General features: G+C 35.2%; 30 protein-coding genes and 1 rRNA gene. 21 read left to right on the forward strand and 10 right to left on the reverse strand.

Annotated features, from left to right (window positions below; all coding sequences use genetic code 11):
• Nucleotides 1-4: 4 nt before the first annotated feature.
• On the reverse strand, nt 5-661 hold the full coding sequence (locus AC5YDH_RS12035) for an HAD-IA family hydrolase (protein ID WP_496119824.1): 657 nt from the start codon (nt 659-661) through the stop codon (nt 5-7).
• A 113-nt stretch (nt 662-774) separates the two neighbouring features.
• Between AC5YDH_RS12035 and AC5YDH_RS12040 the strand changes: the two genes are divergently transcribed.
• The 3 genes from AC5YDH_RS12040 to AC5YDH_RS12050 all read left to right on the forward strand — a co-directional run bounded on the left by AC5YDH_RS12040 (nt 775) and on the right by AC5YDH_RS12050 (nt 3,648).
• Nucleotides 775-1,542, forward strand: coding sequence for a hydroxymethylpyrimidine/phosphomethylpyrimidine kinase (locus AC5YDH_RS12040; protein WP_496119826.1), 768 nt, complete (start codon nt 775-777; stop codon nt 1,540-1,542).
• A gap of 449 nt (nt 1,543-1,991) precedes the next feature.
• The gene (locus AC5YDH_RS12045; protein WP_496119828.1) at nt 1,992-3,035 is read left to right on the forward strand and encodes an AraC family transcriptional regulator; all 1,044 of its coding nucleotides are present in this window, start codon (nt 1,992-1,994) and stop codon (nt 3,033-3,035) included.
• Nucleotides 3,036-3,333: 298 nt separating this feature from the next.
• Nucleotides 3,334-3,648 (forward strand): hypothetical protein, encoded by a 315-nt coding sequence (locus AC5YDH_RS12050; RefSeq protein WP_496119829.1) that lies wholly within the window; start codon nt 3,334-3,336, stop codon nt 3,646-3,648.
• A gap of 60 nt (nt 3,649-3,708) precedes the next feature.
• On the opposite strand, the gene AC5YDH_RS12055 is transcribed toward AC5YDH_RS12050, so the two are convergent.
• On the reverse strand, nt 3,709-4,140 hold the full coding sequence (locus AC5YDH_RS12055; protein ID WP_496119830.1) for a GNAT family N-acetyltransferase: 432 nt from the start codon (nt 4,138-4,140) through the stop codon (nt 3,709-3,711).
• 9 nt (nt 4,141-4,149) lie between these two features.
• Nucleotides 4,150-5,367 (reverse strand): class I SAM-dependent methyltransferase, encoded by a 1,218-nt coding sequence (locus tag AC5YDH_RS12060; RefSeq protein ID WP_496119831.1) that lies wholly within the window; start codon nt 5,365-5,367, stop codon nt 4,150-4,152.
• A gap of 104 nt (nt 5,368-5,471) precedes the next feature.
• Between AC5YDH_RS12060 and trhA the strand changes: the two genes are divergently transcribed.
• A complete protein-coding gene (trhA, locus tag AC5YDH_RS12065) occupies nt 5,472-6,113 on the forward strand; it encodes a PAQR family membrane homeostasis protein TrhA (protein ID WP_496119832.1) in 642 nt (213 codons plus the stop codon).
• A gap of 142 nt (nt 6,114-6,255) precedes the next feature.
• Complete coding sequence (locus AC5YDH_RS12070; RefSeq protein WP_496119834.1) at nt 6,256-7,566, forward strand: MFS transporter; 1,311 nt, start codon at nt 6,256-6,258, stop codon at nt 7,564-7,566.
• 59 nt (nt 7,567-7,625) lie between these two features.
• Here the strand turns inward: AC5YDH_RS12070 and AC5YDH_RS12075 are convergent, their stop codons facing one another.
• A complete protein-coding gene (locus AC5YDH_RS12075; protein WP_496119836.1) occupies nt 7,626-8,636 on the reverse strand; it encodes a metallophosphoesterase in 1,011 nt (336 codons plus the stop codon).
• A gap of 126 nt (nt 8,637-8,762) precedes the next feature.
• Between AC5YDH_RS12075 and AC5YDH_RS12080 the strand changes: the two genes are divergently transcribed.
• A complete protein-coding gene (locus AC5YDH_RS12080) occupies nt 8,763-10,373 on the forward strand; it encodes a phospholipase D family protein (protein WP_496119838.1) in 1,611 nt (536 codons plus the stop codon).
• Here AC5YDH_RS12080 and AC5YDH_RS12085 read toward each other — a convergent pair whose 3' ends face one another.
• Nucleotides 10,374-11,159, reverse strand: coding sequence for a lysophospholipid acyltransferase family protein (locus AC5YDH_RS12085; RefSeq protein ID WP_496119840.1), 786 nt, complete (start codon nt 11,157-11,159; stop codon nt 10,374-10,376).
• Nucleotides 11,160-11,365: 206 nt separating this feature from the next.
• On the opposite strand from AC5YDH_RS12085, the gene AC5YDH_RS12090 reads away from it, so the two are divergent.
• The 6 genes from AC5YDH_RS12090 (at nt 11,366) to AC5YDH_RS12115 (ending at nt 15,163) form a co-directional block, all read left to right on the forward strand.
• Nucleotides 11,366-11,500 carry a hypothetical protein gene (locus tag AC5YDH_RS12090; RefSeq protein WP_496119842.1) on the forward strand — a complete coding sequence of 45 codons (135 nt, stop codon included), beginning with the start codon at nt 11,366-11,368 and terminating at the stop codon, nt 11,498-11,500.
• Between the two features lie 70 nt (nt 11,501-11,570).
• Nucleotides 11,571-12,911, forward strand: a complete 1,341-nt coding sequence (gene hflX, locus AC5YDH_RS12095) for a ribosome rescue GTPase HflX (protein WP_496119844.1) — start codon at nt 11,571-11,573, stop codon at nt 12,909-12,911.
• A gap of 34 nt (nt 12,912-12,945) precedes the next feature.
• Entirely contained in the window at nt 12,946-13,317 is a 372-nt protein-coding gene (locus AC5YDH_RS12100) for a hypothetical protein (protein ID WP_496119846.1), read from the forward strand.
• Between the two features lie 10 nt (nt 13,318-13,327).
• Nucleotides 13,328-14,002 carry an LrgB family protein gene (locus AC5YDH_RS12105; protein WP_496119848.1) on the forward strand — a complete coding sequence of 225 codons (675 nt, stop codon included), beginning with the start codon at nt 13,328-13,330 and terminating at the stop codon, nt 14,000-14,002.
• Between the two features lie 85 nt (nt 14,003-14,087).
• Complete coding sequence (locus tag AC5YDH_RS12110; RefSeq protein ID WP_496119850.1) at nt 14,088-14,534, forward strand: DUF2147 domain-containing protein; 447 nt, start codon at nt 14,088-14,090, stop codon at nt 14,532-14,534.
• 182 nt (nt 14,535-14,716) lie between these two features.
• Nucleotides 14,717-15,163, forward strand: coding sequence for a DUF2147 domain-containing protein (locus tag AC5YDH_RS12115; protein ID WP_496119852.1), 447 nt, complete (start codon nt 14,717-14,719; stop codon nt 15,161-15,163).
• Nucleotides 15,164-15,206: 43 nt separating this feature from the next.
• Here AC5YDH_RS12115 and AC5YDH_RS12120 read toward each other — a convergent pair whose 3' ends face one another.
• The 4 genes from AC5YDH_RS12120 to pdxA all read right to left on the reverse strand — a co-directional run bounded on the left by AC5YDH_RS12120 (nt 15,207) and on the right by pdxA (nt 18,803).
• The gene (locus AC5YDH_RS12120) at nt 15,207-16,046 is read right to left on the reverse strand and encodes a hypothetical protein (RefSeq protein WP_496119854.1); all 840 of its coding nucleotides are present in this window, start codon (nt 16,044-16,046) and stop codon (nt 15,207-15,209) included.
• An 89-nt stretch (nt 16,047-16,135) separates the two neighbouring features.
• Nucleotides 16,136-16,984, reverse strand: coding sequence for a symmetrical bis(5'-nucleosyl)-tetraphosphatase (locus AC5YDH_RS12125; protein WP_496119856.1), 849 nt, complete (start codon nt 16,982-16,984; stop codon nt 16,136-16,138).
• Nucleotides 16,985-17,800, reverse strand: a complete 816-nt coding sequence (rsmA, locus tag AC5YDH_RS12130; protein WP_496119858.1) for a 16S rRNA (adenine(1518)-N(6)/adenine(1519)-N(6))-dimethyltransferase RsmA — start codon at nt 17,798-17,800, stop codon at nt 16,985-16,987. It abuts the gene before it with no gap.
• Nucleotides 17,801-17,834: 34 nt separating this feature from the next.
• Nucleotides 17,835-18,803: a 4-hydroxythreonine-4-phosphate dehydrogenase PdxA gene (gene pdxA / locus AC5YDH_RS12135; RefSeq protein ID WP_496119859.1), complete on the reverse strand. Its 969-nt coding sequence runs from the start codon at nt 18,801-18,803 to the stop codon at nt 17,835-17,837.
• A 309-nt stretch (nt 18,804-19,112) separates the two neighbouring features.
• Here pdxA and rplM point away from each other — a divergent pair, with 309 nt between their 5' ends.
• The 9 genes from rplM (at nt 19,113) to AC5YDH_RS12180 (ending at nt 24,369) form a co-directional block, all read left to right on the forward strand.
• Entirely contained in the window at nt 19,113-19,541 is a 429-nt protein-coding gene (gene rplM / locus AC5YDH_RS12140) for a 50S ribosomal protein L13 (RefSeq protein WP_067763379.1), read from the forward strand.
• A gap of 12 nt (nt 19,542-19,553) precedes the next feature.
• Entirely contained in the window at nt 19,554-19,940 is a 387-nt protein-coding gene (gene rpsI / locus AC5YDH_RS12145) for a 30S ribosomal protein S9 (RefSeq protein WP_106986570.1), read from the forward strand.
• A gap of 170 nt (nt 19,941-20,110) precedes the next feature.
• Nucleotides 20,111-20,764 (forward strand): glutathione S-transferase N-terminal domain-containing protein, encoded by a 654-nt coding sequence (locus tag AC5YDH_RS12150; RefSeq protein ID WP_496119862.1) that lies wholly within the window; start codon nt 20,111-20,113, stop codon nt 20,762-20,764.
• Between the two features lie 8 nt (nt 20,765-20,772).
• A complete protein-coding gene (locus AC5YDH_RS12155; protein WP_496119864.1) occupies nt 20,773-21,195 on the forward strand; it encodes a ClpXP protease specificity-enhancing factor in 423 nt (140 codons plus the stop codon).
• Nucleotides 21,196-21,210: 15 nt separating this feature from the next.
• Nucleotides 21,211-21,858 (forward strand): hypothetical protein, encoded by a 648-nt coding sequence (locus AC5YDH_RS12160; protein WP_496119865.1) that lies wholly within the window; start codon nt 21,211-21,213, stop codon nt 21,856-21,858.
• Between the two features lie 325 nt (nt 21,859-22,183).
• Nucleotides 22,184-22,543 (forward strand): roadblock/LC7 domain-containing protein, encoded by a 360-nt coding sequence (locus AC5YDH_RS12165; protein ID WP_496119867.1) that lies wholly within the window; start codon nt 22,184-22,186, stop codon nt 22,541-22,543.
• An 80-nt stretch (nt 22,544-22,623) separates the two neighbouring features.
• Entirely contained in the window at nt 22,624-23,388 is a 765-nt protein-coding gene (locus AC5YDH_RS12170; protein WP_496119869.1) for a hypothetical protein, read from the forward strand.
• A gap of 14 nt (nt 23,389-23,402) precedes the next feature.
• Nucleotides 23,403-23,945: a GTP-binding protein gene (locus AC5YDH_RS12175; protein ID WP_496119871.1), complete on the forward strand. Its 543-nt coding sequence runs from the start codon at nt 23,403-23,405 to the stop codon at nt 23,943-23,945.
• Nucleotides 23,946-23,958: 13 nt separating this feature from the next.
• Nucleotides 23,959-24,369: a roadblock/LC7 domain-containing protein gene (locus AC5YDH_RS12180; protein WP_496119873.1), complete on the forward strand. Its 411-nt coding sequence runs from the start codon at nt 23,959-23,961 to the stop codon at nt 24,367-24,369.
• Nucleotides 24,370-24,433: 64 nt separating this feature from the next.
• Here AC5YDH_RS12180 and rrf read toward each other — a convergent pair.
• Nucleotides 24,434-24,539: ribosomal RNA gene (gene rrf / locus AC5YDH_RS12185) — 5S ribosomal RNA — on the reverse strand; the annotation flags it as partial.

Here is a 24,539-nt window from a genome sequence, read left to right on the forward strand (position 1 = left end):
CTACTTATTTAATTGTAGGTAGATATTCAAGCAAACTAGAGAATACTTGAATACGTGCTTTAGGTTCAGCACACGTGATTTCATCATCCGAACCATAGCCATATTCAACAGCTATTGCTTCAATACTATTTTTACGCGCACCTAAAATGTCATATTCACGATCACCAATCATCAAACAGTTTTCTGCCAATAATGCTTCTTTTTCAAGAATATAGGCGATCAATTCTGCTTTATTGGTACGCTCACCTGTAAGCTCACTACCGTAAATGACTTTAAAATATTGAGCCAAATTAAAGTGTTCTAAAATTTGTTTGGCGTATATCGTTGGCTTTGCTGTTGCAACATATAAGGTATATCCACGTTCATTTAGAACCTTAAGTGTTTCCGCAACTGTTGGATATACTAAATTTTCAAACAAACCCGTTACAGAAAAACGTTCACGATAACCCAATAATGCTTGCTCGGCTAAATCATCATTTACCGATACATTTAATATTTTTGCCAAAGATGCCTTTAATGGCGGTCCAATAATCCAATCGATATTCACATCATCTGCAATAGGATGCCCAATTTTATTTAAGCCATAACGTGCCGAAGTGGTAATTCCCACTTTTGGGTCTGTCAAAGTTCCATCTAAATCTATGAGTACAGTATTAATCACGGAGTAAACTCTTTCCTAGTTTTACGGTTTCACACATTCGATAAAAAAGGCTATCGAGTGTTGAATCAATTTTACCTATACTAACGCAAATTGAATAATTAAAGGATGAGCCTGTGCGCCCAACAGTACTTTGTTTTTCTGGATTAGACCCATCTGGCGGTGCTGGCTTACAAGCAGATATTGAAGCTATTGGTCAAAGTGGTGCTCATGCTGCTATTGCTTGTACAGCATTAACCATTCAAAACTCACAACAAGTTTTTGGTTTTGAAGCAACATCAAAAGAGTTACTACTTGCTCAAGCAAATGCAGTTGTAGGTGACTTACCTATTCATTGTGTTAAATCTGGCATGTTAGGTACAACAGACAATATTGCCGCACTTGCTGAATTCTTAACAATCCATGCAGATTACCAATATGTTTTAGACCCTGTTTTAGTTGCAAATAGCGGTGGCTCTTTGGGTGATCAAACAACATTGGTTAAAGCATTTGCACAGCTTATTCCTTTAGCGACTATTTTAACGCCAAATACAGTTGAACTTCGCGCTTTAACAGGTATAGAAGACTTAGAACAAGCAACAGCAAAACTATTTGAAATGGGTGCTCACGCTGTTTTAGTCAAAGGCGGTCATGAAGATACTCCTGACTACATTCGTAATGCTTTATACATTCAAGGTGAACTCATTTCCGAAACTAAATGCCCGCGTTTAGAAGGTGAATACCATGGTTCAGGCTGCTCACTTGCAAGCTTTATAGCAGGACGCTTGGCGATGGGTGATACATTAAAAGATGCAGTACATCATGCAGAAACATGGTTATTTGGTGTACTAAAAAATGCAGACACACCTGTTCTTAACGGTCAAAAAATTCCAAAACGTTTTTAATTTTCCATACCTTAATAAAAAAGCCTATTTCTAATAGGCTTTTTTATTGTCAATTCGGCAAATAGAAAAATTATCTAAAAATTAAAAAAGATCCACCTCAACGTACAAATTAACCTCGCACTGACATTATTGTTAAAAATACGACTGATAAAATTGATTCAATATGCACAAACACAATATATTCAATTTACAAAATTACACTAGTAAGAACTGCGAATAAAAATAAACATATAATTATATTATTCAGCATCTTAAAGAAAATAAAATTCGAGTTTTTACTCTAATTTTGCTATTTCTTATATTTTACATATAAGATAAAACGACAAAAACAATGTCATGTTCAGCCATTTACCTTGATAGTTTCGGCAATTTACCATGTATGAAATTGGCAAAAACAATCTTGTAAATTGCCAAATATATTTTTTTAATGTCATTTAGGTCAAATATCCGTGAACGCAAAAGAGTCTGAAGTATTTAACGCTAGCAGAGACACAATTAGTATCCACTTTGTGAATGCTGCCCTGACTGGGGTAAAACGCTTAGGCATGGATGTAGAAACTTTGCTGTCTCACGTTGGCATTGAAGCAGAATTATTACGCCAGCCTAAAGCACGTATTTCCCCTGAACAATACACACGCTTTGTAAAAATGTTGTGGATGGTGACTCAAGATGAGCACATTGGCTTTACAGCAATACAGCCACGTCGCTTAGGCTCATTTGCCATTATGTGTCAGCTGATTATTCATGCAAAAACGCTTGGTGATGCTTTAGAACTTTCAACACAATTCTACAAGCTCTTCGGCGATGATTGGTGCGTGAATCTTGAACGTGATAAACACGAAGCACGTTTAGTCCCTCTCATTCCTCAAGAAAGTGATCCAGATCATTTCATGACTGAAAGTATGCTGATGATTTGGCATGGTCTTGCATCTTGGTTAATTGACCGTCGTATTCCACTAGAACGTGTACACTTCGGTTATGAGCGCCCTAATCATGCAGATGAATACGATGCGCTATTCTTTGCACCTGTAATGCAATTTGATACACCACGAACAGAAATTACCTTCGCAGCAGATTATTTAGATCTACCTATTCGTCAAACAGAAGAAACGCTTGAGGAGTTCTTAAAGGCCGCTCCTGCTCAACTTCTTGTGAAATTTAAAAACACCAACTCATTAACTTCACGTATTCGTGATGTATTAAAGAGCCAAATTGGTGAAGAAATGCCAACGCTTAATGATGTGGCTTCGATGTTGTACTTATCTCCACAAACATTACGACGTCGTTTAGCTGCTGAAGGGAAAAGCTATCAAGGTGTAAAAGATGCTTTACGTCGAGATGCGGCAATTCATTTACTCTTAAACCCAACATTAACGCTTGAAGATGTTGCTCAACAAGTTGGTTTTAGTGAAACAAGTACATTCCACCGTGCATTTAAAAAGTGGACAGGTGTCACACCAGGTCTATACCGCCAGCTTCACGGTTATCATTAATTTTTAATCTAAAAAAGCTCATGTTCAACATGGGCTTTTTTTGCGTAAAGCTCTATACTTCCAACCAATCCTCATGATTGAGGTTTAAAAAATACGGATATATTAAATGTATATCATCAATACAATAAAAATAATGCAAAAGTGATTTGGCTAAAAACTGAAGCCAAATACATAGTTTTTAATCTCTAGTTTCAATAACAAGCTTGGACGTGAACACAAATATTCAGCCCTATATTGGTGCTTTTATGATATAAGATTAATCAATTCATACTTTTTTTCATTTCAATTGGTATTGATTATGTCAGATCAAACTTCTCCAGAAAAATCTCCTTGGGGCTGGAAAGCACTTATTTTATTCACGATTGGTGGCATCCTTTTTCTAGGATTTTTCTACTTGGCTGTGACCAACGAACCTGACTATATGCCAAGTCAAAAAGCTAAAGAAAATACACAACAACATGCTTTTAAAAATGCACCTGCAATGTCTCAAGAATCTTTAGAGAAAGCTCAAGCAGATAAAGTTGAACGTGAAGGAATGGCTAGCGATATGCATAACATGTCTGCTGAAGAACATGCTCAAATGTCCGATGCTTCAAGTGCGCATGGTCATTAATATTCGTTATTTTTTAATGTGAAAAAGCGAGATTTATTATCTCGCTTTTTTTATATCAATTTAGACTTCAAATAAAGATAAATCCATATCTATATGTGGAATTCCACAATCTAAATAAAACTCACCTTTTTGCTGAAAACCAAGACTATTATAAAAAGGAATAGTATGTTTTTGTGCGGACAATTGAACGTGATGGCGACCTTGATTTTTAGCCGTTTGTATTATTTCAAGCATAAGTAATTTACCAATACCCAAACCTCTATGCGAGTTTAAAACCGCTACACGCCCAATGCTATCATTTTGCAATAAACGTGCTGTCGCAATTGCTCTCTCTTGATCATAAACAATAAAATGAAGACTGATAAAATCTTGATCATCCCACTCATCAGCTTCTGCAATATTTTGTTCTTCTATAAAAACAGCACGGCGAATCACTTCTGCATACTGTTTTAATTCCTGCCAAGTGCCTAAAACTATCTTATATTGGCTCATCATTTCACCTTAGCACTTACACCCAATATTTTGTTGATCCCATTGATCATTCATTAAAAGTTCTAATGAATGTTTTTTAATACCATACATGTCTTTCAAAGCTTGGATTTGATGTAAAACACTTTGATCAGGCTCAACATAGTCTTTACGTTTTGTCGCTAGAATCATTTTATTTTTACTCGTATGTTCTAAAGCAACAAACTCAAATACTTTAGTTTCATAACCGTATGCTTTCAAAATTAATGCACGAATGGTATCGGTTAACATTTCTGCTTGTTGCCCTGCATTAATACCAAACTGCAACATCGGTTGTAAAACCTGAGGCGCTTTGAGCTGTGGTCTTAATTCTTTATGACAACATGGCGCACACATAATCATTTGAGCATTTAAACGAATGCCTGTGTGAATCGCAAAATCTGTTGCAACATCGCATGCATGAAGCGCAATCATCACATCTAAACGCTCTGGTGCGTATGTACGTACATCACCTTGGAAAAAATCGAGTTGATTAAACTGAGCATCTGTCGCTAAGTTCTGGCAAAACTGAACCATTTTCTCATTCAGTTCTACTCCTGTTACATACGGAGTTTGAAGATGCTTCGCCATATAATCGTATAGGGCAAATGTTAAATAACCTTTGCCCGAACCAAAATCTACAACATGCAAAGCATGATCATCTGTTTTAATTTGATCTAAAGCACCTGAAAAAATTTCTACAAATTTATTAATTTGTTTCCATTTTCTTGCCATGCTTGGAATAACTTGTGCGTTTACATCTGTAATGCCTAAGCCTTTTAAAAATGGACTGCTTTGTTCAACAAATCGATGCTTGGTTCGATCATGACCTTGTTGTTCATTTGCCTTAATCGAAGGTTTATTTTTACTGACACTTAACATCACTTTTTTCTTATTTTTTTTGAGTTGAAGTTCTTGTTCTGTTGTCATTAAATTGGCTTGCTTACATACACTCAAAAGTTCCATGGCAACATCCATTGTTTGTGCAATTGGAAAATTTTTAGTGATATCTTGAGTCTTATATTTATATAAACAACTTAAAATTTGTTCATTTTGCAGTAAAATAACTCTTAAGTTTATTTTTTCTAAATTTTCTAGCTCACCTTTATATTGGCTAAAAATAAGTCGATCAAAACTTTGTATTTCAAGAGCTTGCTGTAAAGCTTCTAAAAACTGTTGTTCTTGAATTGAGAGATTTGCCAAGTGAGACATGAGTAAAACCTAAAGTAAATTGCGGTTTAAGTGTAAATGTTCTTACACAAAAATGAAAATTCAATTACTATACAATTGTATATTTATAAATATGGCATAAGCTTATGAATGCGCCACTTGTTCAAGATTACGATAGTTCCGAAGAAAGAATTAATGTCTGGAGCCATGGAATTGGTGCCGTACTTGCCTGTATTGCTGCAGCTCTTATGATCTACAAGGGTAGTTATTTAAGTACTGGTCAATGGATGGGTCTGTGGGTTTATGGATTTAGCATGATCTTACTTTTTACAGGATCAATGCTTTACCATCTGGCAAAAACACCAGAAAAACGTTTTTGGTATAAAAAATTAGACCATACCGCAATTTATTATTTAATCGCGGGAACATATACCCCCTATCTTGCGATTGCGATACCCACAGATAAAGCCAAATATTTATTAGTCGCACTTTGGGTAATTGCACTTATTGGAACACTATTCAAGTTAGTTTTTATTCATCGTTTCCAGAAAATTTCACTCATTGCATATTTAATCATGGGTTGGCTTGCCGTACTGGTCATAGATGATATGCAGAAGTATCTCTCTAAAGATGCACTCACTTTTTTAATCATTGGTGGATTATCTTATACGATTGGTGCATTGTTTTATGCATTAAAAAGAGTAAGATACACACACGCTATCTGGCATATTTTTGTATTGATAGGCGCAGGATCACAATTTCTGTCTATCTATCTTTACGTGATTTAATCATCTCATTCTTCATTTCAGTGACCCTGAGCGAGTCGAATTGAGAAGGTTGCCGTTGTTTTTTTAAGAAATTACGTTTTTCGAAAAAAGATTACGCTTTTAAAACTAAGTTTTTTTAATTTTATTAAGTGTAAGGTTCCTAATGTCGTCTTCGAATACTGCTGCTACTCAGCAACCAACCAATTCAAAATTTCGTGTACTTACTGCAAGCTTAGTAGGTACAACAATCGAATTCTTCGATTTTTATATTTACGCAACTGCTGCTGTTATTATTTTTCCACATTTGTTCTTCCCTGCAAGTACAGATCCAATGACGGCAACCATTCAATCTCTTGCTACATTCGCCATTGCATTTATTGCCCGTCCTATTGGTGCCGCTTTATTTGGGCATTTAGGTGACCGTATTGGTCGTAAAGCAACACTTGTTGCTGCACTATTAACGATGGGTATTTCAACTGTTTGTATTGGTTTATTACCAACTTATGCTCAAATTGGTATTGTTGCCCCATTATTACTTGCTCTTTGCCGTTTAGGACAAGGTTTAGGTTTGGGTGGTGAATGGTCTGGTGCTGTACTTCTAGCAACAGAAAATGCACCTGAAGGTAAGCGCGCTTGGTACGGTATGTTCCCGCAACTAGGTGCACCTATTGGCTTTATTCTTGCAACAGGCTCATTTCTAACGCTTGGCCACTTCATGACTGAAGAAGCATTCATGCAATGGGGATGGCGTATTCCATTTATTTCAAGTGCTTTACTTGTAATTGTTGGCTTATGGATTCGTTTAAAACTTCATGAAACACCTGCTTTCCAAAAAGTTTTAGATAAACAAAAAGAAGTAAACGTTCCATTTGTTCAAGTATTTAAGAAACACTCTCGTATGCTTGTATTAGGCACAATTGCGGCTATTTGTACATTCGTTGTGTTCTATCTTACAACAGTATTTGCATTACAATGGGGTACAACACAACTAGGCTATAGCCGTGAAGAATTCCTAAAACTTCAGTTGGTTGCAACTCTTTGCTTTGCTGCTTTCATTCCTCTTTCTGCTGTTTTTGCAGAAAAATTTGGTCGTAAAGCAACATCAATTGGCGTATGTGTTGTTTCTGCTATTTTTGGTATTTTCTTCGCAGACTTACTTGAATCTGGTAACACATTTGTTGTGTTCTTATTCTTATGTATTGGTCTTGCAATTATGGGCTTAACCTATGGTCCAATTGGGACTGTATTATCTGAAATTTTCCCAACTTCAGTACGTTACACAGGTTCTGCACTTACCTTTAACTTAGCGGGTATCTTTGGTGCATCTTTTGCGCCGCTCATCGCAACTAAGCTTGCGACTGGCTATGGTTTATATGCTGTAGGTTATTACTTAACAGCAGCATCAATTCTTTCACTTATTGCATTCTTAATGATTCGTGAAACTAAAAATGATGATGTAAACAATCAAGTTTAATAAGCGTAAAACATCCTAAAAAAACCAGCACAATGTGCTGGTTTTTTTATCTATTTAACTTAATGCAATTCAATAATATCAATCGTTGGTGGCACTCTAAAACGAAATGGTACTCCCACCATACCTGTTCCCACCGTCACAAAAACATCGGCATGCTCATGATGATAAAGCCCTTTTTTATGACCTAATATTGATACTTTTTTCATAATATAATCGGTCAACCACGGCAACTCTACTTGTCCACCATGCGTATGTCCTGAAAGCATTAATGGACGGGTTGGTAGTTTAGGCACCATATCTACCGTATCTGGGTTATGAGACAGAATAATCCATGGTTTATCTTGAGGTAAGTCGGGCATATAGCGCATATCCGTTTTACCTGCCCACAAGTCACCAACACCCAATAATCGAAACTCATCAAAATCTACAATTTGACCTTCAATATCTAACACATTGTTTTGTTCTAATGCATTCGCAAGTAAGGCTTGAATTGGTGGTCCTGGATACTGTTCATCATGATTACCACTCACAGAATAAACAGGTGCTTGAATACCTTTTAAAACAGCAAGCTCTTGTACTAATTTATTCTCTGGCTCATAAGTCCAATCCCCTGCAACAACTACTAAATCAGGTTGTTCATGGTTAATTTTATCGACTATCAGTTTTAACTGACGCTCATGACCTGAAAATAGTCCAATATGCAAATCTGCAATGAGTGCAATTTTTACAGGTTTCTTTAATGGCTGATCTGGATTAATTTGATATTGAGTTTTTTGAACTTTAATAAAAAATGGCTCAATAAAACGGGCATAAATTAAAATACCACTCACTAAAACAATAAAAATCGTTTCGTGAATTGAATAATATTCAAAAAAGCCTGCATATAGGCTAAAAATAAACACAGGAATAAGTAAATAAGATAAATAAAATGCAAGTAAGTGTACGAACGATTTAAATGGATGAATTGTTTCAGTATTTGATTGACTTACCCATGCCTGAGAAACGCCCCAAATCGCAAGCAGACCCATCACGATATAAAAATATATAATCATTGAACTTGGATCCCACATATTTATTCTCTACATTTGCTTGACGTTAATATTACGTCCTTATCTTTATCTTTTCACAGCTGGGAATTATACTCAAACCAAATTTTTTCTATTCTATTTTTATCTAGAACTACAAGGATTGTTCTCTTGCAAGATCAACAAAATATTCATCAATCGAATTCTAGCGCACTCGCCAAAATTCTACTTGTGAGTACACTTGTGATTGGTGTTCCTGCATGTTCAACACTTCCCAAACAAATTCCACAACCTATTCAACATGCATTTGATATCAATACATCAACAACATCACTTGCACAAATTATTGAACCGCTACGCGAAAAAAATCCAAATTTAACGGGTTATCATATTCTATACGACCCACTTGAAGCGCTTGCAGCACGTATCCATCTTATTGAACGTGCAGAAAAAACTTTAGATTTACAATACTATATTTGGGATAACGACAAAATAGGTGCCCTTGCATTACATGCAATTATACAAGCTGCCGATCGTGGCGTTAAAGTGCGTCTATTGGTAGATGATAATAATGCAAAGAAAATGGAAGGCATTTATCTCGCATTAGATCAACACCCTAATATTAGCGTTAAGCTTTACAATCCATATCGCTTCCGCCACTACCGTGCTATGGACATGGTATTAGATTTAAAACGTATTAATCGACGTATGCACAATAAGAGCTTTATTGTCGATAATCAACTTGCGCTCATTGGTGGGCGTAATATGAGTAATCAATACTATAATGTAAGTGATAAATACCAATTTGCTGATGTAGATGTCATTTTGGCAGGTACTGCTTCTGATGACATCATCCATTCTTTCGATGAATATTGGAATGATGACTACGCCTTTCCCGTTATCCAACTAGTCAATCCTAGACATTACACCCTACGCTATGATGGTTTAAAGCAACAACTTGAAGAGCATTATCAGGAAGCAACTGTTCAAAATTATTTGAATTTAGCCTATCGATCTCAAGCATTTGAAGAGTGGTTGAATAATAATATTCAGTTCGATTGGGTGCGTGCAGAAGTTGTGAGTGATTCACCAAGTAAAATAAAATCTAAAGCATCAAAAGAAGAACATTTAAACTTCCAACTACTTAAACACTTAGATCAGCCAGTAAAAAGTGTAGATATCATTTCTGCTTATTTTGTACCAGAAAAACAAGGCTCTGAAAAACTCAGTGAGTTGGCAAATTCTGGCGTAGATGTTCGAATTTTAACAAACTCATTTCAAGCCAATGATGTCCCTGTTGTTCATTCATTTTACTCAAAATATCGACAAGAACTTTTAGAAAATCATGTTCAACTTTATGAGTTTCTACATGCACCATTACAAAATAACTTGTATGCAAATACAGAAGAGCTTTCTAAAAAAGCGAAAGTAAAACTCAAAGGTTTAAGTCGTTCAAGTTTACATGCCAAACTTATGACTATTGATGAGAAACAAGTTTTTATCGGTTCTTTTAACTTCGACCCACGCTCATCTTATTTAAATTCTGAAATTGGTGTTTTACTCAATAGTCCAACTTTAGCACGTACAGTTCATCAAACGATGAATTTAAACCTACCTAAATATGCTTATAAACTCGTTTTAGACTCAAAAAACAATATTAATTGGCAACTAAAAAAAGAAGATGGCTCTATCGAAACCTTACGTAAAGAACCCAAGTTAAAATGGTATAAAAAAGCAGCCTTGAAATTTGTTTCATGGCTGCCATTAGAAGGTTTTATGTAGTTATGAATTAGAAGATGGAGATTTCAATACTTCTTTTTGTAATGTGTCTAATCCTTCAACCATTTTTTGCTGAACAAGTGCTGTTAAAGTATCAACCGTATGACCTTCTACCGAAATTGGAGCTAAAGCCATTAAGTGAGCTGTCACCTTAGGCATTTCAACCACCTTTTTCACATGCTCTGCAAAACTAGTATCACCAATAAAAGGCGCAACCATATCTTGTTCGCCATTTTTATTTACATAGCAAATTACACAAGCTTGTACAGGACGTTGTGCTTCAATTGCAGCACCTAAAATTCGACCATGTACTTTTTTAATTCGCGTACCATCTGTTGTCGTTGCTTCAGGAAAAAACAAAACAGGAATATCCTGTTTTAAGAATTCAGCAATTTGCTCTCGAATACGAACAGAATCTCCTGATCCACGCTTAATAAATAATGTACCACCACCTTTAGCAAGTTTTCCAAGCAAGGGCCATTTTTCAATTTCAGCTTTTGCCAAAAAGAAAACACGTGCCCCAGAACCCAATACGGCGATATCTAACCATGACACATGATTACTCACCCACAATGCAGGTGTACGCGGAATTTCACCATGAACCTTCACTTCAATATTAAATTCACGACATAACTTTCTACAAAAATACTGTACATAGCGCGTATTTTTAGGATTATTTGAATCTTTGTATAAACCATAGCGGTAAACCAAATAAAACCCCTGAAGAACAGTGGCTGTACCTGTAATGAGCTTTTTGGAATAAAGAAAAAATTTAGAAATCGCGTTCATATTTAATATTTAAGTTATTAAAGTTGCAGGAGCAATAAAATGATCACACTAAACGTCATCATGATTTGACATTATCTTATACTTTTCATTCCCAACTTGCATTGATTATAAAAAGCGAACATAAAAATCATTTTTACCAATTTTAATTCAATATTTAAATCAAATAAACTAAATCAATCGAAATATTAAATCAAAAAGTGATTCTTATGAACTCTCAAGAAAATGATCAAACACAGAATACCATTCGCTACTCAACAGCACTACAAATGATCCTTGGTGGATGTATTTTGTATTTTGGTACGATCATTACTTTTGCTCATCTTTTTGTTGCGGCGCTATAATAAATAGCAAAGCACACCTTACAGATATACTCTAGAATATAACTTTATTATTTTCTAGAGATTCGGCTGAGTGATAGATTTAACGGAACATCAAGTTGGTGAACGAGTTATTCTTGTAAGCGTCATTGTACAAATGCTCAATGATCTTGATGCAGATGAATTTTTCCTTCTCGCAAAATCTGCGGGTGCCGAAATTTTAGAACACATACATGCACAGCGCATAAAACCAAATGCCAAACTTTTTATTGGCTCAGGCAAAGCAGACGAAATTGCCCAACGTGTTCAAGAGTTAGATGCAAACCTGGTTATTTTTGATCATGCACTTACCCCTGCTCAAGCACGTAATTTAGAAAAAATTATGAAGTGTCGAGTTGTAGATAGAACCGAACTCATTCTCGATATTTTTGCACAGCGTGCACGCACCTACGAAGGTCGTTTACAAGTTGAACTTGCTCAGCTTCAACATCTTGCATCTCGGCTTATTCGTAGTCGAGGAGATTTAGATAGCCAAAAAGGTGGTATTGGTTTACGTGGTCCTGGAGAAACACTACTAGAAACAGACCGCCGATTACTGCAATTACGTATGGGGCAACTCAAGGCCAAAATTGCAAAGGTTAAACAAACTCGTCAGCAAGGTCGTTTAGCACGCCAAAAAGCAGCAATTCCAACTGTATCCTTGGTTGGATATACCAATGCGGGAAAATCTACACTTTTTAATATTTTAGCCAATAGTGATGTTTACGCAGCAGATCAACTTTTTGCCACACTAGACCCTACCTTACGTGCATTAGAATGGGATGGTATTGGTAAACTTGTACTCGCAGACACAGTTGGCTTTGTACGCAATCTATCTCACTCATTGGTCGACTCATTTAAAGCAACTCTTGAAGAAACTCTTGAAGCAACATTACTACTACATGTTATTGACTCAAGTAGCCCCGACATGTTGGAACAAATTGAAGCTGTTGAAAAAGTTTTAACAGAAATTGGCGCAGAAGTTCCAATTATTCGGGTGTATAACAAAATTGACCAATCAAAAGAAGAAGCTAAAATTATTTATGCAAAACCCCATTTACCCGATCGAGTTTATGTTTCTGCACATAGTGGAAAAGGTTTAAATTTACTCAAAAAAGCAGTCCATGAAGCCTTAATGGGGCAAATCCAAAGTTTTGAATTAACACTCAAACCTTCTTATGGAAAGTTACGTACTCAACTTTACTCCTTAAATGTAATTCAATCTGAACACTATGATGATGAAGGTAATTTACATCTTCATGTCATTATGTCACCACAAAAAATTGAACAGCTTATTAAACAAGCACATTTACCAATTGGTGAAATATTAGGCGAAAAAGCAAAAGTTTTTCAAAGACAGTTAGAAGAGTTTGAAATTCAGGACAAAATCGATTAAAACTTGATTAGTAACGGATTGAAAGAAAAATAAAATGGAATTTTTTAAAGGTATTGATTGGAGTGCATGGGTTGGAACCATATTACTCATTGTAGGATTTCGTGAATCTGCACTTTGGATTACGACACAATTCAATCATCCTGAGCTCGGGAATTTGGTAGGTCTTCTCAGCTTACTTAGTGCGCTGTTCTTATGGCGTACATTTGGAAAACTTCCAATTCGTCTTGTCGATACCAACAATAAAATTATGAAAGAAAGCGCATTTGCATTTCTTCCTATTAGTGCTGGCTCTTTACTCATGATGATGCACATGGGTGAGAAAATTCCTGCTTTTTTACTTATTTTATTTATAAGTACCTTAATTCCCCTATGGGTTTACGCAAAAATGGCCAAGCGTTGGTTATAGGAGAATAAAAATGATTGGAATTATTTACGCTTTTATTATTACATTTGTAGCCTATATGCTTGCTAAACCTTGTAATAAAAAACTTCCACAAATACCGGTTATTGTTTTTGGTATGTTCTTTATCATGGGATTACTGTTCCTTTTCGGACTGCCCTATGAAGAATATATGAAAAATGCAAACCCAATTTTCAACAACCTACTGGGTTACGTAACTGTTGCTCTTGCAATTCCTTTAGCAGCAATGCGTTACGATGATTTACCTCTCAAAAGCATTTTAGGTATTTTGCTATTTGCAAGCTTCAGTGCCGTTGCTCTTCCTATGGGACTTGCTTATCTATTACACATAGCAAGCCCAGATCTTATGGCTTTTGCAACACGAGCTGTCACAACACCTATCGCAATTAATATCGCGACTCTTTTACAAGCACCAATTAGCTTAGTCATTCTTATTGTTATTTTATCCGGTGTTATTGGCGCAGCATTTTCACCCCTTATTTTACGTAACATTAATGATGAACGAGCGTCTGGACTTGCTTTAGGGCTTGCAGCGCATGCCATTGGAACGGCTCAAGCATGGCAACGAGGAAGTATTGCTGGTCGTTATGCAGCATTCGGTATGGCTGTAAATGCAGTATTTACAGCAGTCTGGCTACCTACCTTTATCCTTTTTTTACAAAGTAGTTAAACCTTAATTAATTTAAACTATTGTTTTATATTAAGATAAAACATATTATAAATATATTAACTTTCACGTGAAAAAGGATTATTAAATGAAAGTACTTCTACTTGCGACTTCACTTATATTATCTACAATTGGGAGTGCTGCATTTGCTGAAGATATCTCAGGAATATGGAAAAATATTGATGACAAAACAGGCTCATCTAAAGCCATTCTCGATATTCGTAAAGAAAAAAATGGCTCATATACGGCAAAAATTATAAAAATTACGCCACGCCCTGGCTATAACGCAAAAGAAACTTGTGTTAAATGTCCTGCTCCTTATACAAACCAACCTATTTTAGGTATGGATATTTTAAAAGGATTACAACATACAGGTAAGGGTGTATATGCAAACGGAAAAATTATCGATCCTCTTTCTGGAAATATTTACAGCACTAAAGCCAAATTAAGTAGCAATGGTAACCGCTTAACATTAAGAGGATACGTTGGTGTTTCTGCTTTAGGTCGAAGCCAAACATGGTTAAGAGTTGATTAAACTAAAAAGCCACTTTTAAAAGTGGCTTTTACCAAAAAATAATACAAATCATTTAATAAAAAATGTTTTTTTAAATTTTAAGCGCTTAAATATTATAGTTTTATGTGTTGACTAAATAATAAGCAATACGCTATTTTTATAACTACAAAACAATAAATATCTTCTATCAAAAGGAATCTGATATGAAAATTATGTTCGTTCTAGCAAGTGCATTTGGGGTATTTTTCAGTGCTCATGCTTTTGCCAATGACATCACAGGAAAATGGTTACAAATTGATGATAAAACGGGGACTTCAAAAGCAATTATTGAAATTCGTAAAGATAACAACAATAGCTATATCGCTAAAATTGTAAAAGTTACACCGCGTCCAGGTTATACGCCTCAGGAAAAGTGTAAAAATTGCCCAGAACCTTATACCAACCAATCCATCTTAGGGATGGATGTACTAAAAGGCTTAAAGTTTATCTCTGAAAATAACTATGACAATGGCAAAATAATCGACCCTCTTACAGGTAAAATATATAGTGCCAAAGCAAAGCTTAACCCAACAGGAAAGCGCTTAACTTTACGTGGTTATATTGGTATATCAGCAATTGGACGTAGTCAAACGTGGATACGCCAAGAATAATTTAGCTAATAAAAAACCACGCTCATGCGTGGTTTTTTTATTTTTACAAATATTCTTCGCCAGTAATATACAAATATGCACCTAAAGGTCCCGACACAGCATTAGAAAAGTTACTTTTAATTGAATTCGCTAAATCACCCTCAAACACTTTTGTACCTTGATGAGTTAACTTTGAGCGTGCATCAATATAAATTTTCCCGCCAATCTTTTCCCATAAATAACAAAAACCATAATCTTCTGATAAATAACGCTTAGACTCAGGATGAACCATCACATCAAAAAATCTGTAATGTAAGCCCTTATTCTCAAAACCATGTGAGTCACTAACATAGGCTAATTCTGGATATTCAGCGATCATTTTTTCAAATACAGAACGCTTAATTACCATAAAGCCTGTTGGTACTTCACTAATTTCAATAAAACCATGTTCATTGACATTAATATCAATTTGATTTGTACCTAGGGTAACAGAAGCATTAATTGGATATTTTTGATAGTGATTTCTAAAAGATTCTTTGGTCATTTTTTCAGGTAAACCATCTTTTGGCCATTCTTCTTGTTTTAAAGGATAGACCCCTGCTACAACATCATAATCAGACATTAATAAGCGAAATGCTGCATCTGGTTCAAAACCGATATCCGAATCAATCCAAAATAAATGCGTCCATTCCTTATTTTCTAGAAACATGGCCACAGCATTATTCCTCGCACGAGTAATTAAGCTTTCGCCACGCATTAAATAATATTGAGTCGGCATTCCTATTCTTGCAGCATGTGCCTGTAAATTTAATAAAGAACTCACATAATTATGAAAATATTTACCATCATGGCTAGGTGTCACAATTAACGGATAGATTTTTTGCAAATCTTCTACTTTTAACATTTCTATAATCCAATTATTTAATGATTATTATTTAATTTTTTTGATTTGATTTGATATGACACCATCCGAAAATGGCGTCTTTTCTTATTTTAAAACACTGGGTTATTAACAGCAAACTTCTTTTGATCTTCTAGTCGATATGCAACCAATTGATTACCCCAAACACAGCCACCATCAATATTTTGAATACGATCACTGATTGTTTTTGCTTCTAATGCAGCCCAATGACCAAAAATAATTTGATGTGTTTTTGCAGTTTTAGATTCAAACTTAAACCAAGGCTTAAAACCTTTCGGCATTGTTTCATCTAAGCTTTCTTTAAAGCTAAATTCTAAACGCCCTTCTGCATCTGTTAAGCGCATGCGGGTTAAATAATTTGTGATACAGCGTAATCGAGCATGGCCTTCTAATTCATTAGACCAAAGATCTGGTTTTTTACCATACATCTGTTTTAAAAAATCATCTAAGACATTTAAGTCATCGTGAGCAATTACAGCTTCTACTTCTTTTGCTAACTTCGAAGCTTGCTCAGCAGTCCAAATACTTGGAATGCCTGCATGGGTCAAAACAGTTTGATTATTAGGAAATAAACACAAAGGCTGTTTACGTAACCAATCAATTAAGTCATCACTTTCTAAAGCATGAATAACATCATCAATATTATCTTTAGGATTAATCTCTTTAATACCACGTGCCACGGCAAGCAGGTTGAGATCATGATTCCCTAAAACGGTTGCCGCTACACCACGATCGACCAATTTCTTAATAAATCGAATAGCACCAATCGAATTTTCACCACGTGCAACCAAATCACCTGCAAACCAAAGAAAATCTTGATCTGCATCGAATTGAATTTCTTTTAGCAGTGCTTTCAGGGCTTCAAAGCAGCCCTGAACATCACCAATCACATAATTATATCGAACGTTTGCACGAGACATTTATGCATCTACCATTTGATCTGCAAGTGCTACAAACTGAGCAAGTGTTAAAGTTTCAGGACGCGCCATCGGATCAACTCCTGCTTTCTCAAAGCCATCTTCAACCAACATACCTTTTAAGCTGTTACGCAAAGTTTTACGTCGCTGTGTAAACACATGTGAAACCAAACGCGCTAAAGCTTTTTCATTACTAGCAACAATTGGTTTTTCATCATACGGCTCTAAACGGAATACTGCAGATGTTACTTTTGGTGGCGGATTAAAAGATCCAGGGGGTACTTCAAACAAGAATGTTGGTTTACAGTAATACTGAATCATTACCGATAAACGACCATATTCTTTAGTATTTGGTGATGCCGTAATACGATCTACAACTTCTTTTTGAAGCATGAAGTGCATGTCTTTAACTTTGTCGCCAAAACTTAAGAGATGAAATAATAATGGCGTAGAAATATTATACGGCAAGTTACCCACTACACGTAAAGGACGACCATCTGCAAATAATTCAGTGAAGTCATACTTTAACGCATCTGTTTCAACAATGGTTAAACGCTCAGGATGTGGTACACGACCTGGTAAGCCTGCTGCCAAATCACGGTCAAGCTCAATTACAGTCAACGCATCGCACTCACCAATTAACGGTGATGTTAATGCTGCAAGACCAGGACCAATTTCAACAATATTCTCGCCTTCACGCGGGTTTACCGAGCGTACAATTTTGGCAATTACACGTTGGTCATGTAAGAAGTTTTGCCCAAAACGCTTCCGCGTGTGATGCCCTTCATCTTTTGGGTTTAAGGCATTAATTTGATACATAAAAAATTTTCCAACGTGAAACTAAGCAAATAAATCAATGATGTGCAAGATCAAGTGCTAAGTCTACAGCTACATGTAAGCTTGAACTTTTTGCTTGTCCTGTACCTGCTAGGGAGAGCGCAGTACCATGATCTACAGATGTACGAATAAATGGTAAGCCTAAAGTAATATTAATAGCTTCACCAAATCCTTGAGATTTTAACACAGGTAGACCTTGATCGTGATACATCGCTAAAACTGCATCTGCATCTTTTAAATTTTCTGGGGTAAATAAAGTATCGGCAGGCAGACTTAAACTCATCTGAATACCTTTTTTACGATAGGTTTCAAGTACAGGATTAATTACTTCGATCTCTTCCATACCCAAATAACCATCTTCACCTGCATGTGGATTTAAACCACAAACTAAAATATTAGGCTGTTCTATCTTAAATTTTGTTTTTAAATCGTGAATTAGAATATCAATCACTTGATGCAATCGTTCTTTTGTAATGGCATCAGGAACATCACGTAAGGCTAAATGTGTTGTAGCAAGTGCAACACGTAAAGACTTTGTTGCAAGCATCATCACTACACGCGGAACACATGCATATTCTTGGTAAAACTCTGTATGCCCACTAAAGTGGATACCTGCATCATTAATAATAGATTTTTGTACAGGTGCAGTTGCAACCCCTACACTCTTTCCATTCATTGCATATTCAGCAGAACGCCTCAATTGTTCAAGAACATATACCGCATTTTTTGCATTTAATTGACCTGAATGAACGGTCTCATTTAAAGGCACATGCTCCACATACAACTGACCTTTAGCTGACGTTTCTGTTTGCCCTTTATATTCAATAAAATTAATTGAAATATTGAGCTCTTTTGCACGATCTTTAAGAAGGGTTAAATCGGCTAAAATAACTATAGGTCTTTCATCTTCACGATTTGCCAAACTCAAGCAAATATCTGGGCCAATACCAGCAGGTTCACCACTCGTCACATAAAGAGGAAGCATTGACCTTAATCTCACTTTTAAGATGGAAATAAATATTATTATACATCTTCAACAAGATCACATAAAACAGCCTATAACCATTTGAAAGTATTAATTTAAAAAATTCAAATAAATTAATATTTTTTGACGTTTACCTTAATTACAAAATAGCAAAGATTATTCTTTGCACTAAATTATATTTAGTAATAGAATACAGCGCTTGAAATTCTATTTTTCATTTGTGATTCTTCACGTAATCGTTTAGAATCGCGTCTCCTTTAGTTTGGACAGATTCCATAGTCCAAACCAACTATAATAGGTAGTGGTTTAATGAAAACTCTCAGCGCTAAGCCAGCTGAAGTTCAACACGACTGGTACGTTGTTGATGCTTCTGGCAAAACTTTAGGTCGCCTTGCGACTGAAATCGCTCGTCGTTTACGCGGTAAGCATAAAACTTCTTATACTCCTCACGTTGATACAGGCGATTATATCGTTGTAATTAATGCTGAAGAAATTCAAGTGACTGGTAAAAAAGCGCTTGATAAGAAATACTATCGCCATACTGGTTTCCCTGGTGGTATCCGTGAGACTAACTTTGAAAAGTTAATCGCTCACAAACCTGAAGCAGTTTTAGAAAAAGCTGTTAAAGGTATGTTACCAAAAGGTCCTCTTGGTTATGCAATGATCAAAAAAATGAAAGTGTACGCTGGTACTGAGCATCCACATACTGCTCAACAGCCACAAGTTTTGGACATCTAAGGGATACAGCACATGGCTACTAACTATGGTACAGGTCGCCGTAAGACCGCAACTGCACGTGTTTTCCTATCAGCTGGTACTGGTAAACTCGTAATTAACAACCGTTCTTTAGAACAATACTTCGGTCGTGAGACTGCTCGTATGGTTGTTAACCAACCTCTTGAGCTTTTAGAAGCTACAACTAAATATGACCTTTACATCACTGTTGCTGGTGGTGGTATTGGTGGTCAAGCAGGCGCTATCCGTCACGGTATTACTCGTGCGTTAATCGCTTCTGACGAAACTTTAAAACCTGCTCTTCGTCAAGCTGGTTTCGTTACTCGTGATGCTCGTGAAGTTGAACGTAAGAAACTTGGTTTACGTAAAGCTCGTAAACGTCCTCAATTCTCTAAACGTTAATTCGTTTACCGAATCGGACAAAAAAGCCTTGGATTTTCCAAGGCTTTTTTTATTACTTTAAATATTTCAGAATTCCAAACTTTTTAGTAAATGTAATTCTTTTAACAGCTTCGTGATTTTATAGCTTATTTTTAGTATCCTATCTGATTCATTTTATATTGCTGTGAAATATGTCAGTCGAAGCTACAACACTCCAAGGAATTACGCTATATAGTCATGCAAATGACTTTCGCTCCCATTGGATTCGTTATGTTCTTGCTGAAAAACAAATTAAGCACCACCTCATTATTATTGAAGATGATGACGAAGATGTTGCAAGCCTAAACCCTTATAATCAACTTCCTATGCTCATTGAAAATGATTTAAAGCTTTTTAATACAAGCATCATTTCTGAATATTTAGATGATCGATATAGACAAAATAAACTTTATGCCGATGCACCTATGCCCCGTGCTGAACAACGTCAATATATTTGGCGCTTTGAACAAGACTGGTTAATGCTTGCGGATAAAATGTTATGTCACCCAGATAGTTTCAATAAAGAAGAAAGTCTTCAAGCACAAAAACAACTTAAAGATACACTAATTTCACTTACACCATTATTTCAGCATTATCCTTATTTTATGTCTGAAACATTTTCAATTTTAGATTGCATGCTTGCTCCCATTTTCTTACGTCTACCATCAATGGGAATTCATTTACCACCACAGCATTGCAGACCAATTTTGCTTTATATACAACGTATTTTTAGTCGTCCTGCATTTATAAAGTCACTGACTTTGCAGGAAAAAAATCATTATCGTGAATTATTGAAAAATATTTAGGTCATATTATGTCTGAATTAGAATTAAACCCTACTCGCCCATATCTTACTCGTGCAATGTACGAATGGATTTGTGATAACAACTTAACACCATATTTACTCGTTGATGCAACTCAGCCTAATACACTTGTACCAGAACAATTTATTCAAGATGGTCAAATTGTATTAAATACAGCACCACATGCTGTACATGCACTAAACATGAGTAACGAGGCAATTAGCTTCTCAGCACGTTTTGGTGGTGTATCACGTGACTTATATATTCCTTTTCAAGCATTAATGGGCATATATGCTAAAGAAAATGGTCAAGGATTGTTTTTTGATGCAAGTGAATATGATCATATCAATAATAATCAAGATGCTTTAAAATCAGACCAGAGCGAAGAAAATAAACCAACAAAGAAAAAACCAAGTCTAAGACTTTTAGATTAATAATGGGGTGTGTTAATGGCTTTCGATTTAGTCCAATACTTTAATGATCAATTAAAATTTCAAAAACCATTTCTTTTGAACAGCTATGATCATGAATTACGTGACAAATACATACAAGAAATTAATGCACTCACCTTAGGTTCAATCGTTACACTTTGGCGTGAAAATGATGCACTTCAATTTAAGAAATTAAATGCATTAGATGATTCTTATATTATTGGAATTACAGAGAACCTAATATCTGCTCGTAATAATCAATCAAAACTTAAATCTCATGAATTTAAAACTGCAATAATAGAAGTGCTTCAGTTTCAACTTGAAGAAATTTTACAGCTTGAAACGACAGGTAACTTTGGACAAAAAGGTCTAAAAGAACTCCTCCTAGGACAAATTGAACACCTTTCAGGTCATGCAGATAATTGGGTTTGGTTAACAAATGGGCTATTAGAGCTTAAAGATTCCAAACCTACTCATCAAGAAGATATATCATTAGATTCATCAATACAGGAGTTTAATCAAATGGTTCAACAACACTCTCACCACGATGATGTTCAAGTTACAACAGAAAATACAGTACCAACTTGGTCTAAAATTTTAGAACCAGTTGTTGCTATTGTTATTCTTTGGATTCTGGCTCAAGCACTATGTCGTGTATTTGCCTAAGTATACTTTTTTCTCTAAGACTACTTTATTGTGGTCTTTTTTTATACAATAAAAACAACTAAATTACAAATAATTACAATTGTATTTATATCATCATCCTATTTATTATTTCATTGATAGAAATACAAAAACATATTTAAAATACCAATTAGTTCTCAAGTCCATTGACCAAAACTATCATAAAATTCAATCCCATTTTTATCCTTTCAATGAACAACATAAATAAGACATTGATCTTTCAAACTTATTCTTTATAAATAGAATTCTACTTAACGAGTTTAATTCTAAAAGTAGCAATATTACTTAAAAAAAGAGAGAAGAAAACATGGCTAAAATATCATTAGAATCACTATCAAGTATCGACGGATTTTATGCCGCTGCACTAGTAGATGGCGAAAGTGGACTTGCATTAGCAACACAAGGGGGGGGAGATATTGATTTAGAATTGGCTGCAGCAGGTAACACCGAGGTTGTTCGATCAAAACGACGTGTAGCACAAGCTCTAAACTTAAATGACTCTATCGAAGATATCCTTATCACCCTAGGCAAACAATATCATTTAATTCGACCACTAGTGAATAATGAAAATGTATTTCTTTATTTAGTGCTCGACCGTTCAAAAGCAAACTTAGCAATGGCTCGTCACGAACTTAAAAGTTATGAAAAAGGCTTAGATTTTGCTTAAGTTAAAACATAAAAGCCCCTTATAAAAAATCTATAAGGGGCTTTTCTTTCCCCTACTATTTTTTTTAAAGGTGGAAAATCATGAAATTACGAGTATACAACGACCTAAACTTTATTTTTTTTACACCTGAAAGTTATCTAAAACTTTTTAATTTATTTAAATTACAATCTATGCAAACACCAAATCAAATTAAGCCAATATTAAATTCAAGTTTAGATATACCCAATAATATAAAGTTTGAAGCTCATAAACATGACATTGAAAGAATTTCCAATTTTTTCGATGATTTATACAGAACACATAAAGATAGCAAGCTACATCTATACGATAGCTTGGGTACTCTAGCTGTTATTCAGCTTGAAAAAAATCAAGCTTGGATAAACCCTGCACGTATCAACACAAAAACTGATTTCAACTTTAATTGTGAAATTGCAACAACAGATGCTCTCTCAAAAGTCGACCGTAAACAAACATTCATTTTAAATGATTGGATTTGGAATTTATTTTGGAATAGTGAAGAACTAGCCATTGCATTATGTCCTGAAGATGGACATTTCAAAATAAACTATTGGCCAAAACCAACTGATCCTATCCATAAAAAAGTTATTTTCCAGCTTGCAGCATGCTTCATTCAAGGTGGGAAAATATCAACTATTGCGACTCAATTAAATATCTCCACAACATTAGTAAGACGATTTATTGGTGCAAACATTACAATCAATAATGTAGAAAAAATCAATATTTGGGACAAGCATTACACTCCACCTATTCAGAATGATCAAAATGAAGAAGTAGGTTTTATAAAGGACTTCTTTAGTAGTTTGAGAAAAAAATTACGCTTATAAATTAAGGAGCCTGTATGATTATCCAACAATATAAAATTGTTTTCGCTGGAACTATGGGAGCTGGCAAAACTGAAGCAATTCGATCTTTATCTGAAATCCCTATCCTTGTAACAGAAGCCTTTAATACAGATCAAGAAAGCCATTCAAAACTCCAAACAACCGTTGGAATTGATTATGGTGAAGTAACTCTCGATGATGGTTTAGTTATTGGACTATATGGTACACCAGGACAAGAACGATTTGATTTTATTTGGTCTGTAATATGCAAAGGTGCGATTGGTGCAATTATACTTATTGATCATACTTTAGAAAATTCAATTGAAGAACTAGAACACTATCTTGAGGTTTTTCAAGAATATACAGAATATATTGCTATTGGTATTACACATACAGATGAAGACCTTGATAAGTCCACATACATGTATCAAGAATGGCTTACTAAAAACGATCTTTACCACCCCTTATTTATGATTGATGCACGTAAAAAAGATGATGTAAAACTATTGTTGGAGGCATTAATAACCTCAATCGAAATTAATTACAATATTACTGCTTAATTGGAGAGATCACATGTTTGCACTTAAAAAAGAAAGAAAAACTCCAGAGCATATTATTCAAAATGCAAAAAATGAAATTCAATATATCTTCCATAATGTTAGTGGTGTTAATTTCATTATGATTTGTTCAACTGACGGCTTTGAACTTGTAACACTTTATAAAAAAAATTCTTTTAATCACACAAAATTAGCCGCGGTAAGTAGTTCATTACATGCAATGGTCAGTGCACTTATGACAGAATTGCAGCTTATTGAGTGTCAATCGATTACTTTAGATGCTGAAAATGGAAAAGCCATTCTTACCTCAGTACCAAGTAAACAAAATCCTATGATCATTGTCGTCTTAGCAGAAAAGGATATTCTACTAGGACAACTTTTACATGCATTAAAAAAAGCAAGCTTAACCATATCAAAATTTGAATAATCCCCCTTCCGATTACCCATAAAAAAACACCCCCTGCAAATGCAGGGGGTGTTTTGAATTAATGAGCTGGCGATGACTTACTCTCACATGGGTAACCCCACACTACCATCAGCGCTAAGAGGTTTCACTTCTGAGTTCGGGAAGGGATCAGGTGGTTCACTCTTGCTATT

It is taken from the genome of Acinetobacter sp. FY683 (assembly GCF_059515885.1).